Annotated in this window: 14 protein-coding genes and 1 pseudogene; all 15 read right to left on the bottom strand. The window is 32.8% G+C overall.

Features of this window, described 5'->3' with window-relative positions:
* Nucleotides 1–77 precede the first annotated feature (77 nt).
* A complete protein-coding gene (locus EV203_RS13950; protein WP_243700695.1) occupies nucleotides 78–1,439 on the bottom strand; it encodes a serine hydrolase in 1,362 nt (453 codons plus the stop codon).
* Complete coding sequence (locus EV203_RS11960) at nucleotides 1,436–2,638, bottom strand: phosphopentomutase (protein WP_132040776.1); 1,203 nt, start codon at nucleotides 2,636–2,638, stop codon at nucleotides 1,436–1,438. The genes EV203_RS13950 and EV203_RS11960 overlap by 4 nt, the downstream gene beginning before the upstream one ends.
* A gap of 16 nt (nucleotides 2,639–2,654) precedes the next feature.
* Entirely contained in the window at nucleotides 2,655–3,842 is a 1,188-nt protein-coding gene (locus tag EV203_RS11955; protein WP_132040775.1) for a YhfX family PLP-dependent enzyme, read from the bottom strand.
* 11 nt (nucleotides 3,843–3,853) lie between these two features.
* Complete coding sequence (locus EV203_RS11950; protein ID WP_132040774.1) at nucleotides 3,854–4,945, bottom strand: aminotransferase class V-fold PLP-dependent enzyme; 1,092 nt, start codon at nucleotides 4,943–4,945, stop codon at nucleotides 3,854–3,856.
* A 3-nt stretch (nucleotides 4,946–4,948) separates the two neighbouring features.
* Nucleotides 4,949–5,848: a phosphotriesterase family protein gene (locus EV203_RS11945; protein ID WP_132040773.1), complete on the bottom strand. Its 900-nt coding sequence runs from the start codon at nucleotides 5,846–5,848 to the stop codon at nucleotides 4,949–4,951.
* Nucleotides 5,849–6,958: an amidase gene (locus EV203_RS11940; RefSeq protein WP_132040772.1), complete on the bottom strand. Its 1,110-nt coding sequence runs from the start codon at nucleotides 6,956–6,958 to the stop codon at nucleotides 5,849–5,851. It lies immediately after the preceding gene.
* A 50-nt stretch (nucleotides 6,959–7,008) separates the two neighbouring features.
* Nucleotides 7,009–8,292 carry a YhfT family protein gene (locus EV203_RS11935; protein WP_132040771.1) on the bottom strand — a complete coding sequence of 428 codons (1,284 nt, stop codon included), beginning with the start codon at nucleotides 8,290–8,292 and terminating at the stop codon, nucleotides 7,009–7,011.
* 17 nt (nucleotides 8,293–8,309) lie between these two features.
* On the bottom strand, nucleotides 8,310–8,672 hold the full coding sequence (locus EV203_RS11930; protein ID WP_132040770.1) for a DUF2620 domain-containing protein: 363 nt from the start codon (nucleotides 8,670–8,672) through the stop codon (nucleotides 8,310–8,312).
* Complete coding sequence (locus EV203_RS11925; protein ID WP_132040769.1) at nucleotides 8,669–9,043, bottom strand: PRD domain-containing protein; 375 nt, start codon at nucleotides 9,041–9,043, stop codon at nucleotides 8,669–8,671. The genes EV203_RS11930 and EV203_RS11925 overlap by 4 nt, the downstream gene beginning before the upstream one ends.
* Before the next feature lie 91 nt (nucleotides 9,044–9,134).
* Nucleotides 9,135–10,064, bottom strand: a complete 930-nt coding sequence (gene yhfZ / locus EV203_RS11920) for a GntR family transcriptional regulator YhfZ (RefSeq protein ID WP_132040768.1) — start codon at nucleotides 10,062–10,064, stop codon at nucleotides 9,135–9,137.
* A gap of 166 nt (nucleotides 10,065–10,230) precedes the next feature.
* Nucleotides 10,231–11,138, bottom strand: a pseudogene (murQ, locus tag EV203_RS11915) (N-acetylmuramic acid 6-phosphate etherase).
* A gap of 4 nt (nucleotides 11,139–11,142) precedes the next feature.
* Nucleotides 11,143–12,228, bottom strand: coding sequence for a DUF871 domain-containing protein (locus EV203_RS11910; protein WP_132040767.1), 1,086 nt, complete (start codon nucleotides 12,226–12,228; stop codon nucleotides 11,143–11,145).
* A gap of 50 nt (nucleotides 12,229–12,278) precedes the next feature.
* Nucleotides 12,279–13,655: a PTS transporter subunit EIIC gene (locus EV203_RS11905; RefSeq protein ID WP_132040766.1), complete on the bottom strand. Its 1,377-nt coding sequence runs from the start codon at nucleotides 13,653–13,655 to the stop codon at nucleotides 12,279–12,281.
* A 146-nt stretch (nucleotides 13,656–13,801) separates the two neighbouring features.
* Entirely contained in the window at nucleotides 13,802–14,284 is a 483-nt protein-coding gene (locus tag EV203_RS11900; protein ID WP_132040777.1) for a PTS sugar transporter subunit IIA, read from the bottom strand.
* A gap of 16 nt (nucleotides 14,285–14,300) precedes the next feature.
* On the bottom strand, nucleotides 14,301–15,143 hold the full coding sequence (locus EV203_RS11895) for a MurR/RpiR family transcriptional regulator (protein ID WP_132040765.1): 843 nt from the start codon (nucleotides 15,141–15,143) through the stop codon (nucleotides 14,301–14,303).
* Nucleotides 15,144–15,349: the final 206 nt, after the last annotated feature.

The raw sequence follows: 15,349 nt of genomic DNA, 5'->3' as shown, positions 1-15,349 counted from the left end.
GTTCTTAAACTTACACTCTGTATTTTATCAGGAGGTACTTATTTTTTCAAAGTCCATTCTCCCTTATTTTTTATTCATTACAGGAATGCTCCATTTAACATTGCTTGCCCCAATATTGCTAAGTCATTTGCAGTAGAAAACAATCCTGCATGGCCAGCAACACCACTATTTGCATAAAAGCAATTACCATCATTCGCTTCCCCTACCAGAGTATAATTTCTCCACCCATTCCAATCTTCCAATTTTTCCTCTATTGGATAAATCCATCCTGGTTGCGCAACCATCTTATATTCAAAAGGATTTCCCCATGATGTTGCAGCAATCCTCCATTTTAAATCTCTTGTATCTTTCAAAGGATTAAACATAGTATCTTTCATACCAAGTTTAGAATATATATTTTCACGTGTATACTCATCTACATCTTTACCTGTTATTGCTTTTATTACAAATCCTAAAGTCATAAAACCTATATCACTATATTTTCTATCAGTTCCAGTTTTATATTCTAACGGAAGTTTGCAAATATATTCTAGCACCTCATCAGCATTTTTAGCATGATAATATAAAGGTTTCCATGGTGACAAACCTGATGTGTGTGTAAGTAGATCAGCTATTGTTATATCACCTTTACCATTTTGCGCAAAATCAGGTATATATTTTGAAACTTTATCTGTTACCTTTAACTTACCTTGGCTTACTAATTGCATTATAGCTTGGGTCGTTGCCATAACCTTTGTTACAGAAGCCAAATCGAATATAGTATTAGTCATCATTAACCTTGGTTCATCTAAAAGTTTACCCATATCATATTTTTGTGCATATCCATAAGCAGTATTTTTTACTATTACTCCATCTTTTGCAACTAGGACTACTGCTCCAGGAGTTATTCCTTTATTAATAGCATCATTAACAATTTTATCTATTTTATTTAATGTCTCAGATAGCATGCCTACTTCTTCGGGAGTTCCTGCTCTAAGTTCTAAATATGGAATTATTATTCGTGTTTTATTTGGCACTTTCTCGCTATAAACAACAATATCATTTTCTCCTTCATTAACATAAGGTCCAATATTAATTTTTAAATCTTTATTTTCATCATCCAAATCCCTAGGAATATATATTTTTTGTCCATTAATATACAATTCGATTTTACTGTTTCCCATGTTTTGAATAATTACATATGCGTTGTTTTTATGTGCCTTAAATGTTCCATAATATATTTTTATTTTTTTATTGTTAAAGCTAACATCAAATTGTCCTGCAATAGTATCATCATGTTTTATTAAAAGCCCATTTTCTCTAGTAGCTGCAAAAACATAATTTAAGTTAAAAGTCAAAGTTAAAATCAAAATAAAACTTATCAACTTTTTACTTAACATTTTGATACCCTCCCAGTCTATAATATTTATATTTCTTGTTTTGTAATTCAAAACCATCATTTCATCATATTTAAAAAACTCTCTCCATTCTCTGTTTTTTCAACCCCAAAATAATTTGCTATAGTAGCTCCTATATCTGATAAAGTCTTTCTTTCCCCTAAATTTACCGGTTTTAATTTTTTACCATAAACCAATAGAAGCGCTTTTTCTCTTGTGTGATGATTGTGCCCTATTGTGGGGTCATTACCGTGGTCACCAGTTATAAATAAAATATCATCCCCCTTCATTTTATCAATAATTTTAGGTAGATAATCATCTACAAGTTTTAATTTTTCGGCGTATTTTTCTACGTCCTGTGAATGCCCTGCAAGGTCTGTTTCTTGTACATTTGCCATTATTAAACCATGAGAAACACTGTTTAATTTGTCCAATAATATATTTAATACAGTTTCTGTATCAACACATGGATTATAATCTGCACCATCACAGTTTATAACATCTGCAGCCTTTCCAATAAGAGATACATCAAAACCATGCTTCTTCAAAATAGTTGTCACTTGGACATTTGGGTCTATTCCATATCCAAGATGTCTCACCATATAACCTTTATTATACACACCAGCTTTTGTACTGTTAACTCCAACTATTTCATCAGATTTTACTTCGATGGCATTCAATATATCTTTAACTGTTATTCCTCTGCCACCCAGTACAATTACTCTTCCAACCTTAACATTATTTCTAATTATTTGTCCGATTTTCAATTCTTCTTCAAATGAAACATAATCCAAAGGAGCAGTAACATTGTAGTTTAAACCTATATCCGCTTCAATATTGTCTGCTACTACGACTATTCCATTTACTAGTAAAAATGGACGTTTTGGATCGGGTATGGTCACAGTATATCCTGCCTTTTCTAATTCGCTTTTTACTTTGTATATGCACTCTTTAAATGGCTGCCTCAAGGCCTTTTTAGGCTTTGAACCAACAATCTCTTGATGCCCTTGAAAAGTATCTGCTCCTTCATGCTCTAAGTTTGAACATCCATAGCTTGCAATGGGATTGCTTACTTTTTCTATATTTTTACTCTCAACCACAAGACCTGCTCCCATCAATTCTAAATTAGTTAATCTGTAATTATTTTTATATTCAGAAACATGTTTTAAAGTATTTGCTCCTATATCTTGCGGACGTACCTCAGGGACATCAGCCATTTCACCAACCCCAAGACTATCTATTACAAGAATTATGGCTCTCATTTATTACCCTTCTTCCTTAAATCATTTTTAAATCCTTTAAAAGATTACCCCTTGAATCAAATATATATGTCAATTTCGGTTTCCCCGAAGACAAACCCTCAAGAAGAGCCACTTTTGCTCTTGTTACAAATATTTGTGTTCTAAATGAATATATTACAGTGTCCCCAACATTAACTTTTCTATTGTTTAAAAGTACAGTTCCATAATAGTCTATTGATTCCGGTGGTAATTCTTCAACATCAAATATTCTATCTAAAATATCTTCAGGATTATTTGACACCAAAGCATATTTAACATTTGACCTCGGATAAAATCCACCACCATAGCAATAAGCTTTCCCATTATTTACATGAGATATTTCTGACACATATACTATGGCTGGCTTTTCAGGCTGTTTTGTATATGCATGTAAAGGAGTCGTCCCCAATAAAGCATGCCCCGGCTCTCCATGAGTAATACCATATTTATTTAAGAGCGGTATTGAACTACATGATGTAGCACTGGGCCCATTTACTTGCCAGATTTCAAGCTCCATTTCATTCAATATTTCTTTTGCTTTTAAGAGTGTATATACATTGTGCGTTGGTGTAATTTCTTTCTTCTCATAATCATAAAGAAAACATGGAAAGGATGTAATACCAGCAATTTTTATATTCTTCAATTTTAATATATGATGAACTGTTTCTTTTAACTTTCCAAGATATATACCTCCTTCTTGACCCGGATATATTACATCATTTTCATCTATTACTCTTAATAATATATCTTGCGTAATTTCAAGCTCTTTTGCGTTATCTGATATTTCTTTTGCTTTTTCATATGAAAAACATGTTATAACTTCTGGTTTCATGAGTAAAGATAACTTAATGCCATTTTTCGGGACTTGTACTAAATGTCCTATATGCCCTATTTTAAGACCATTATCAAACAATACCCTTGCCTCATCAAAATCTACAGCTACTGCTTTATCAATTCCCGCCTTTTCAATGATTTTTGAAATAATAGGATTCCTTCCAAACTGTTTTGTCATATAATATAAGCTAATATTATATTTATCAGCAGTTTCTTTAATTAATCTTGCATTCTCATAAATACTATCAACATCCAACACATAAGTATTGGGTTCAATAACACCGTATCTGTGTAATTTGGCAGCTTCTATAATAAGTTGTGGATTTCTTTCAATAACCATATTAAGAAACATTGCCTCATCTCCTAAGTCAAACTCTTTTTTACAGCTTCTTTTAAAATTCTAATAACAGTATCAGCACCTGCTCTCATTGGATTAATGCGAATTACATAATTTTTTATTTCAGGATTATCTTTAATAAAAGTCCCTGAAACTCTATAAAACATAGCGCCAATTTCATATCTTGATTCAGCACCTACAGGATAAGGTACCGCTCCGATTTCTTCAGCATATTTTAATACTTTTTCTGCAATTGGTTTTTCAAATTCTACTAATACAACTCTTGATTGTGCATTTGCTACATACGCTTTTTTTACTCCTTTTATTTCCCCATTATTAAGCCTCTTTGCTATTTCATCAACCTGCATTGCTTGGATAGCTAATGAAACTGGTGTATATACAAGTGACCTTAATGCTTCCATTGCCTCTGGCCCTTGTACTTGGCTTCCACCTGAATAAGTTATTTTGCGAATTCCGTTTATAATATATTTTTTGCCTACTACACATCCAATTCCTTCTGGACCTAACAATTTAAACATGGAAAATACTGAAACATCTGCTCCCAACTGAACACCTATATATGGAGCTTTCATAACTACGTAATTTTCATCAGTAATAATAGGAACATCAGTTATATCTTTAATAGCTTTTATTACTTTTTCGAGCTCATAGCTGTCATCAGGTTTTTGTCTTGAATGTTGTATTAACACAGCATCAACTTTTGTATTTTTTAATATCTCAAATGAATCTAAATCATTCATGTTTACTTTTAAAAGCTTAAGGCCCATCATATCGATAAGGTTTTGTGTTGTAGGATATACAGGTGCGTCATGCACAAGTAAGGTATTAAGAGGTTTTAATAAACTATTAAAAACGAGTCTCATAGCTCCCGTACCAGCACCTCTTACTAAAGCACAATCTTCTGCATCAAAAAATTTAGCAAGAACTCTCTCAACTTTCGCGGTGGTTTTAGGTCGTCCAAGCTCTAATGATACACCATAATCACCAGCTTCAAGCAATTCACGTCCCCGAAAAACTGATTGAATAATGTCTACCAATTTAAACTGCAAATTAATTGCTTCCTCTAAACTAATCTGTTTAATAGGATACGTAATCATTTTCTAACCTCCAAATAACTCTAACGGATTCTTATACAACATTGTTTTTATATCTGCTTCTGTTACGCCAACATTTTTTAAAAGAGGGATAAATTTTTCTACTATATATGAATGGCCAAAACCACCATAATTTTTTAGATAAGATTTTCTTGAAATATCCAATGAGAGGAGAATTTTGTTAATAAATCCTTTGTCAATAAGTTTCTTTATAGATATTGCTCTTAACTCATCTGGTTGATAATTAGTTTTGCCAATTGTGTCAAAAGCAAGATAACATCCATTATCAAGTAAAGTTAAATAATAATCCATATCAATGTTTAAATCAACATGTCCTATAACTACTTTTTCCAAATTTACTTTCATATTTTTAAAAATTTTAATCTGTTCTAATCCTAAAAAGCCTAACGTTGTATGTGTTATTATCGGTACTCCTGTTTCATTATGTGCAATTGCAGCAGCTTCAAAAATTTTCCTTTCTACTTCTCTTATTTCTTCTTTACTTGTACCTATTTCGCCTATTACAGATGCTTTATAATTCGTACCATCGATTCCATTAATAATTTCATCAATAAATATATCAGCCAATTCTTTAACAGAACTTTTATAAACTATTTCCGGCAAAAAAGGTTCTTTATAAAATCCAGTAGACAAAATCACGTTTATATTTGAAATATCAGAAATATACTTGATTCTTTCAATATCTCGACCCATACCTATGTTTGTAACATCAACTATAGTATCTATACCACTTTTTTTGAGTTCTTTTAAATCTTCAATTAAGCTATCTACATCATCAAGTTTTGCATCATCATCTTCTTTGAGTCTTGATAAATCAATAGTCAAATGTTCATGTATAAGAGTATAACCTATATCTTTAAAACCGGTACTATTATCTAAAATCATTTAATTCACCTCAAATAAAATATCATCATATTCTTTAGTGTTAAAATATTCATAAAATAGTTTTGGATGGCTAATATTGCTATCAACTATCTCTGCCAGCTTAACAGCACCTGTACCATATTTATTTCCTTCTTTCGCCATTATTAAAATCCCTACACCTAAATTCTCTGATGGTATTGTAAGAGCTGTAGCATTTACCATGTTAGCAACTTTTAGCAAATATTTTCCTGAACTATTTTGAATATAACTTCCAACATATCCCATAGTACCTAAGACTGAATCCCCTAAACCAAAAATATCAATAGGCCCTTCTTTTGTTATCACTATGTCTACCTCTTCAAAAGCTTTATTAAGCTTATATATGGCATCTTCTCTTTTCAATACACCCTTCAAATCGATATCAATTACTGTAATGCCCTCTTTTGATAAAGCTCTTTCAATATTATATAAATCTTCCCGAACGTCACCAATAATCGGAAGGTTTATATCGCCTTCTCGTGGAATTCCAACTTTCAAATTACGAAAATCTATTGTATTATCCAAATCTATTAGATTACTCAATACATCTTTGCATACGAATAAATCTTTTGCAATTATTCCAATACCAGGTATGAAATTTATACCATCTGTTGATTTTTTTAATTTTTTACCTTCAAGGCCTAATCCTTTCGCCATGATAGAATACAAATTACAGGACATCGCAGGCCCCAACACAGAACCACCACCATCGGTGCCAATAGCAAAATCATTTATTCCTAATAACACATTGATACAACCAGCACTTGTAGAGCCTGTCATCGGCCTGCCAGTAACAGGGTTTATTCTCTCAATATCAATTGCTCTACCGCCTTTTGACATCTCATCAACTGTAAGCCATATATAATTTCCAATACTAGATAATTTTTGCAAATATTCGCGTTTAATTTGTGATGTATTTTTTACTCCATAAAAGTATAATTTATCATATACTTTTAATGCTTCTACAGCTTTTTTTATTGCCTTATAATTAATATATCTAACAGAATAACCTAAATTATCACGTGCTATATTTATCGCATATGCGAGTCTTGCCATCTCGTTTACTTTTTGCATAACTATTTTATCATTCATATAATTCACCCTAATAAATTTATTATATGGAAGAGGGGAAATTCCCCTCTTTATTTAACCGGTGGAACATACAATCCAAAAACCGCCAATATGTTAGCAAGAATGCCAACTAATATTGCTGCAACGGGTCCAACTGCCATCCTCACAATAGGTCTTCCTGCGACTTCATTTAAAAGGTATAAACCAATTACTATAAATATCCCTAATCCAGGTAATGCCATATTAGACGCATTTGCGCCGCCAACTAACAATGCCACCTCCAATAATTGTCCCATTGCTGTCCTAATGTTATCTGAAGCTCTTCTAATTCCTGGGAATTTGTCTAAAAATGCTGCTATACCCCCCAGCAGGTAAACTTCTACAAAAATTATTACAAATCCTAGTATTGCTGCAAGCAGTGGATTATTTGCAAATAAAGCTGCTGCGAATATAAAGGTCATTCCAACAGGGCCATATACACCTGTAGCAATCGCAGTAGTGGCAACTAAAGGTACAAACCCAATTGCTCTCGCTAATGCAACTAAAGCAGCATCTGTATAATTACCTTTAGAAACCAATGATAGAGAAATTGGATCGCCTACCAAAATATGCAGAGACGTGGCTGCCGCTACAAGAGCACCCATTATAGCAAGTACCCACACATTCTTTTTTATCCTGTCTACTCTTTCAGTAAACAAAGCAGCAATATTTGTTGAATTTTCTTCTTTTTTTTCTCTCATAGCATAGATAAGTAAAACTATCATTCCAGTAACTAACGCCATACCTTCTGGATTCAAAGCTATTTTGCTTGTTCCAATAACTATTGGAGAAAATCTTGCTACTATAGCTCTAATCAATGCCGATATTGTTAAAGTAATAAGCCCATTTTTAACACCATATTGGTATGCAACTGCTAATGCAGGAAATGCTGCAAAAGCAAATATTACAGGTGTACCTATTTGTCCCATTGAGTCGAAGACATTAACCGGTAATTTTTTAAATACATTTACAATCCATTGCAATCCTACCAATAGTCCTATTCCCCACAAAGCTCCTAGGAAACCAGCAATTACATATCCCGCTTTCCCCTCGGGGGACCAAGTCCCTATAATATCCGTTCCTAGTAAAATACTATGGATAAGTAATATGGTAGCACCTATTGAAATTGGTATTCCAAAACCGATTACAAGCCCAAAAGATAAAGCAAAACTCGTTGCAGCCAATTCTGCTTTTTTCATTCTACCTTCTAGATATTCAGGCATTATAGGTCTTAGTCCATTATTAAATACAGCAATACCTCTATTTGCAAGAATTGCTGCCAAAGCACCAATTAAAGCAATTAACACTATTTTCATTTTTTATCCTCCAATCCCTATTTTTTTAAAATTGCGTTTACAATGTAAGGTACCGCCTTTTCAATATGGTCATTAGTAAAACCAAACGCTACTTTCCCTTCAGCTACTGCTTTTTTTACGTCGGCTTCCTGTGGTGGCTTACCAGGCATAGAGATAGTTGCACATTTTTGAGCTGTTAATATAGCCATTGCCATAGCTAAAGCACCACCACCTCCTGTTGAACAAGCACCAACATAGTAATCTGCCTTTCCATTTTTCACAGCCATTGCAGCTTCAATATCTGATTTTATTTCAACACTTACTTTATCACCTCCTATCTCCTTTATCATTTGAGCAACTTTTTGCTTATCAACAGCTCCACCTACAACAAATCTTATCATGTACTTTTACCCCTTTCTAAAAGATTACACAAATGTAATAACACAAATCTTTTTTCAGATTCAGGTAATTTTATTTCTATCTTATCTTCTATATTTTGTAAAATACCAAGTGCTCTATAGTAATTAGGACAATTTTTAACTTCGTTAAAAAGTTCGTCATCTATCGTAGACTCCAATTTTTCTTCTTCTTTTAATCTTTTTATGGACATTGCTAAATGAGTTATAAACATCTCATAGTGTTCATCCTCAGTACAAATTTCATAATTTACTCTTAATTCCTCATCAATTTTTTTGATAGCTTCTCCAGTATCAAAATCGATCACACTACCTTGTACTAACAAATCTATTCTATTTAAAATATTATCCTTCACTTAAATCCCTCCAAACATTATACTGTATTTTGTACTGTGAAATAAAGTTATTTTTAACCTTTTCCAAAGATAACATATAAATAATTATGAATCAATATTCTGGAAATATTTTATTCAACAACACTTGTTCCTGAATCTTTATAACTTCTTCTTTATCAACAATTCTATTTATTATTTTATCAACACCCCAATTATCTCTTTTAACTACTAAAACAGCACGTGTATTATCTTCACTAATTTTTTTCGATTTTTCGCTTTTAAGCGGTTCATTTTTAATAGACAGTCCTCTGTCAACTATTTCATCATAGTTCCATACAGCTGCATCTATTTTTCCTTCCATTATATGAGGTATAATCTGATTATACGGTAATTCTATAAACTCTACATCCTTTCCCTCACATTCATAGTAAGTCAATATAAATTGGTCTAATGAAGTTGGATCTATGGCAATCTTCATTCCATCTTCAATCGCATTTTTCGCATTATTTGAAAATATTATACGATGAGTACTTACGTTCGTATTTGGTCCAAAATCGACTACTATTTTTAAATTTTTACCAGATTCAATATACAATTTTGCTGCCAACATCGACATTATGGCAAAATCATATTTTCCATTCAACAATGCCTCTAACCTTCTTTCACTTCCTCTCATATATGCCATATTAAAAGGTATTTTCCCCTTCTCAAATACTTTATATAAACCTGTAGCTAACCCTTCATATCTTTTTGAATACGGAAGAGGCATTACCCCTGAAACAATAGTAAGTCCCGCATATTCCCATAATTTTTTATAGTCAATATTGTTTATATACGTACCTAAATGCCCTCGTGGCTCTAATTCAATTGCTTCATTATCTTCTAAATACTTTAAAGCAGTTTGTATTGTCCCGCGCCCGAGGTCAAATTTTTGGGCATATTCTCCTATCGTTTCAATTCTATCTCCACATTTTAAAGAAAGCATTTCTCGTGCCAACATCGTAACGGCAATACCATTTTTAGTTAATAGATCCTTAATCATTCAATCACCCGGACAATATACAATATTTTGTACATTTATAATATAGCATTCTTATTCATCAGTGTCAATATGATTTCGAAAAATTTTTTATAAAAGGCGGAAACTAATCCGCCTCTCAACTTGGATAAAATTCTCTAATAAATTCCATTTATTTTCAAACTTATTCTTAAGATTTATTTTTATTAAGCATTAATGCCTTTGCAACATACCCATCAGCCTTATCCAAAAGTTCTTTTGCTTTATTTTGGTTAAGGCCTGTCAAAATCATTAAAATTGTTAGTTTAACATTATAATTAGTTTCCTCAAGTAGTTTTTCAATTACTTTTTCCTCTGCATCCGTTGCTAACTTTACAATGCGCTTCGCTCTGTTAATTAATTTCTCATTTGTAGCTTTTACGTCCACCATTAAATTGCTATAAACTTTGCCAAGTTTTATCATAGCACCTGTGGACAGCATATTTAATACCAATTTTTGGGCAGTTCCTGCTTTCATCCTTGTAGAACCCATAATTACTTCTGGCCCTACAATAGGTGTTATCATTATATCAGCTATTTTTTCCATCTCACTTCCTGGATTGCAAGATAGTCCTATTGTAAAAGCCCAATTTTTTTCGCATATTTAAGTGCACCTAGTACATAAGGCGTGCGTCCGCTAGCTGTAATACCCACTACAACATCTTTATTTGATAAATTCTTTTTCTTTAAATCTTCTTTTCCAAGTTCTTCCTTGTCCTCTGCTTCCTCTACCGCCTTTCTTATTGCCTCATCGCCTCCTGCAATAATCCCCTGCACCATTTCTGGATCTACTCCAAAAGTTGGTGGGCATTCGGAGGCATCGAGAATCCCAAGCCGTCCACTCGTACCAGCACCAATGTATATAAGCCTTCCTCCTTGTTTTAATTTTTCCGCTATAACATCAACGGCTTTTGCTATATTAGGTATCTCTTTTTCAACAGCCATTGGAACTTTTTTATCTTCATTATTTATTTTTCTTAACATATCTTCTGTACTTAATCTATCAATATCAAGTGTATCAGGATTTCTTCCTTCCGTTATAAGCTTATCTAAGTCCATTGTATCAACCCTTTCTAAATTTGAATTTTGTTCCCGGTTTAATTAAGTCTACCAAGATGTGTTCCTCTTCAGGTATATATCCTACCACATTTACCCTTTCATCTTGAGGCATATCAATCAGACAAATATTAAGCTCTCCCGAATATCTTTTAAAATTGTAATTATCAATTGTAACACTGTATTTCTTTCTTTCAATGCAATTATGCGGCCTTATTGCTTTCCCTATCTTTGCATAACCTCTTGATTCTTCTGACCTTACAATATATTCAGAGGCATCAGGCCTATTTGTATGAATACCAGCAAAAATTATGTCTTTCTCATAATCTGTTATATCTGTAATAAGATTGATATTTAATTCAATCACATCTTTATCTATTGAGACAACATCTCTTATTTCATTTAGAGATGCATATGCATCCCCAAAATATATGTCATCTATCAACCCAGAATAAATTAAATGTCTCGCTGCTGTGTAAGGTTTTATGTTTCTATGCATTTCAAGGGTCGGCAATCCCTCATATATTGGACCTCTCCTACCTTCTTGAGAAGGAATAAATGCCGATACCTTAAGCCCATAACTTTTTATCATCATTGTCTTTTCTTTAAAAAGCTTATACGAAAGGCCTGTATATGGTTTAGGATAATAATTGTGACAAGTTGTCAAATTATCCATGTTAGCTTTTAACCTTATCAAATTTTCTATTTCTTCTTTTGTTATTGTACTGGCATTTAACTCTATTTTAATTCCATATTTGTTGTTTGTCATTTCAGCTATTTCCTCTGCAGTAAAACCATAATCAAGCCTTAAACAATCTACTCCCAAATCATAAAAAGGTTTTAAATCTGTCATTGATGAATTTAATATATTCATTGTTACAGGCGAAATATCAATAGTTAATTTCATATCTAGTAATTTAATATATTTAATTAAATCTTCAAATTCATTTAATTTTTTATCATATTCAACCTCAGGCATATGCATCGACGTAAAAACCATATTTATCCCATTGTCTTTTGCCACTTTTATATATTCTTTGTTCTTTTGATGTGCAAAATCTTCTGTAGTATAAACTGAAATACCAAAAGCCACCTCATCACCTCCTTCTAAAAAAGGGGCAAAGCGCCCCTTTTAAAGTTATATCAAGCATTAAAAGTAAATGGTTGTGAATTTGCTATTTCCTCATCAACTGGATCTTCAAAGCCTAACAGGTAAGTAGCTATAAATCCCGCAGTATATGATATTAGTAATCCTAAAATATAGTAAATAATTTTATTTGGCTCAATAAGAGCTGCCAAAGGTATACCGGATACACCTAATCCTCTTGCACCGACCACATTTAGGGCCTCAAAGGCTCCTCCAAAAGCACCTCCTATACATGCCCCTATAAAAGGTCTACCAAGTGGTAATGTAACACCGTAAATCAATGGTTCTCCAATGCCGAGAATACCAACAAGTATTGAACCTTCTATAATTTTTTTAAGTTGTTTGCTCTTGGTCTTCACATATACTGCTAATGCAGCTCCAACTTGGCCTGCTCCCGCCATCGCTAAAATAGGAAGTAATATAGTAACTCCTGTCGACTCAATTAATTGCACATGGATGGGTGTCAAACCCTGATGCAAACCTGTCATAACTAATGGTAGAAATGTTCCAGCAAGTATAAATCCAGTAATTACCCCGGCTTTTCCTGTAATTGCAACAGTTACCGCTTTGCCAATAGCATCAGCTATATATCCACCTATAGGTTGTAATACATATAAAGTTGCAAAACCTGCTATCAAAATTGTAAGCAAAGGAGTTGCAAGCAATTCTATACTGTTAGGCATTCTTTTCCTAATGTTTTTCTCAAGCCAACTTGCAAATGCTGCTGCAATTAAAACAGAAATAATTCCGCCTCTACCTACGACTAAAGCTTTCCCTCCAATTGTAATATTAGCTAATGCAGGGTTATAAATAATACCAGCAAGAATACCTCCAATTGTAGGAGAACCTCCAAATTCTTTAGCAGTATTCATACCTACCATAATACCCATATACGTAAAAATAGTACTGCCTAACAAACTTAACATAGCCAATAAATTTTTGTCTGCAATCCAATTAAATTTTGTCGCAACATTGGTAATACCAAGTATTAAACCACCACCAATTAAGCCTGGAATCAAAGGAATAAATATATTAGCAATCCTTCTCAAGAGAAGTTTAAAAGGTGTTTGGTTTTTGGCACTAATTGCCGCTTTAACTTCTTCTGCTTTTCCAACTTTAGTACCACCTAGTATTTTTGATGCCTCACTTTCTACCTTGTTAGCAAGACCAGGTCCTACAATAACTTGTAACTCTCCACCCTCTTCATTGACTTTAATAACACCGTCGATTTTCTCCAAAGCTTCCCTGTTAACTTTGTCATAATCTTTGACAAGCACTCTTAATCTTGTCATGCAATTTGTTATTGAGATGACATTTTCTTTTCCGCCCAGTTCATTAATAATTTGTTGGGCTATTTCTCTTTCCCTTGACATTTTTCATCCCCCTATCCTTTATTTGGTTATCAAAAAGTATGGAAAAATATACGTATAAATTGTAAGGCGGTTTACCACCTCCTTGAATGTTATGTTGTTTCATAAATATAAACTACTTTTGAAAATTTATTTCATATCGAAGTAAATTAAATAACCGCCTCAATTACAACGGTCTGCCCAGCAGTCGCTTTACCTGTCATTTTTTTAAATTCTTTTATCCTATCCATATTAGTTACTACTATAGGGGAAACGAGTGATTTAGCTTTTGATTTTATTAAAGTTCTTTCTACCTTTAATAGTTTATCGCCAACTTTTACCTTATCACCTTCACTAACAAAAACATCAAATCCTTCACCATTTAGTTTTACAGTATCAATTCCTACATGAATCATTACCTCAATTCCTTCTTTTGTCCTAATACCTATTGCATGTTTTGTAGGGAAAACAGCTGTTACAATACCATCAACAGGAGAAACAAATATATCGGCTTCAGGTATCACAGCAACACCATCTCCTATAAGTTTTTGAGCAAACACTTCATCTGGAACATTTATTATCTCTATAACTTCTCCATCCACGGGGGATTTTATTAATAATCTTTTAGTAGTTTGTTTGAACAAATTAAACAACATAGAACTCTCTCCTTTAATATTTCCTTGATGAAACTGCTTCACTTGTATTTTCTAAGTATTTTATTACATCATCATATTTTTTAATGGCTACTATTGAAAATAATATATCCACTACATTAAGCTGTGCCATCCTTGACGCCATTGCACCACTCCTAAAAAGCGCCTCGGTAGAATATACAAAAAGTTTTATATCTGAGACTTCTGTTATGGGAGAATTACCAAATTTCGTTATGCAAATTGTTGTGGCCCCTGACTTTTTAGCAATTCTTAAAGCATCGACAGTATCTGCAGTTTGACCTGAATATGAAATGCCGATTGCCACATCTCCTTGACGTAAATTAGCTGCTGACGCAAGCTGCATATGAGAATCATTATACGCTGTACAAGACTTATTTATCCTCATAAATTTTTGCAACATATCCTGCGCTACAATCGCAGATGCCCCAACTCCATAAATATCTATTTTATTAGCATTTAAAATGGCATTAACAGCTCGTTCTACTTCTTTTCTATCTAGCATATCCATTGTTTTTTCGATCGAATCCATATTATTTTTGGATATTTTTACAATTATAGTATTAATATCATCATCTATATTAACAACACCTTGTATACTTTTTGTCTTATATGTGTAATCTGCAGCAATTTTTATTTTTAAATCTTGATATCCTTTGTATCCGAGACTTTTACAAAATCTCACAACACTTGCTTCACTGGTATTGCTGTTTTTTGCAAGTTCAGCTACAGATAAATCCGAAATCTTATCAGCATTTTCAATTATATACTCAGCAATTTTTCTTTCTGATGGCTTTAAATTGTTAATAACGGCCTTGATTTTTTCTATATCTCCTGGCATGTTAATGTTTTCACTCCTTCCTAGTTTATATTATACTACTTATGAAATAATATTTCAAGTATTTTTTGTTTTTTGCAATTTTGTTTCAAAAATATGAATATATCAGAATGAAGTTAAGTCTATATAATTGTGTAAAAAGGAGTTGAGCCATTCCCCACCCCTGGTTAGAATAGAAATAGAAACGAACCAAAAAATCTAACCGGAGG

Source organism: Caldanaerobacter subterraneus, from assembly GCF_004345675.1.
Taxonomy (GTDB): Bacteria; Bacillota; Thermoanaerobacteria; order Thermoanaerobacterales; family Thermoanaerobacteraceae; genus Thermoanaerobacter; species Thermoanaerobacter subterraneus.
The sequence above is the reverse complement of the archived record's forward strand: the minus strand, read 5'-3'. Positions and strand labels throughout refer to the sequence as shown.

Excerpts from the sequence above, each read along its gene's own strand:
- EV203_RS11905 (WP_132040766.1), bottom strand. The coding sequence starts at position 13,655 with ATGTCAAGGGAAAGAGAAATAGCCCAACAAATTATTAATGAACTGGGC.
- EV203_RS11895 (WP_132040765.1), bottom strand. The coding sequence starts at position 15,143 with ATGCCAGGAGATATAGAAAAAATCAAGGCCGTTATTAACAATTTAAAG.
- EV203_RS13950 (WP_243700695.1), bottom strand. The coding sequence starts at position 1,439 with ATGATGGTTTTGAATTACAAAACAAGAAATATAAATATTATAGACTGG.
- yhfZ (WP_132040768.1), bottom strand. The coding sequence starts at position 10,064 with ATGATTAAGGATCTATTAACTAAAAATGGTATTGCCGTTACGATGTTG.
- EV203_RS11930 (WP_132040770.1), bottom strand. The coding sequence starts at position 8,672 with ATGATAAGATTTGTTGTAGGTGGAGCTGTTGATAAGCAAAAAGTTGCT.
- EV203_RS11950 (WP_132040774.1), bottom strand. The coding sequence starts at position 4,945 with ATGATTACGTATCCTATTAAACAGATTAGTTTAGAGGAAGCAATTAAT.
- EV203_RS11960 (WP_132040776.1), bottom strand. The coding sequence starts at position 2,638 with ATGAGAGCCATAATTCTTGTAATAGATAGTCTTGGGGTTGGTGAAATG.
- EV203_RS11945 (WP_132040773.1), bottom strand. The coding sequence starts at position 5,848 with ATGATTTTAGATAATAGTACCGGTTTTAAAGATATAGGTTATACTCTT.
- EV203_RS11940 (WP_132040772.1), bottom strand. The coding sequence starts at position 6,958 with ATGAATGATAAAATAGTTATGCAAAAAGTAAACGAGATGGCAAGACTC.
- EV203_RS11935 (WP_132040771.1), bottom strand. The coding sequence starts at position 8,292 with ATGAAAATAGTGTTAATTGCTTTAATTGGTGCTTTGGCAGCAATTCTT.
- EV203_RS11955 (WP_132040775.1), bottom strand. The coding sequence starts at position 3,842 with ATGTTTCTTAATATGGTTATTGAAAGAAATCCACAACTTATTATAGAA.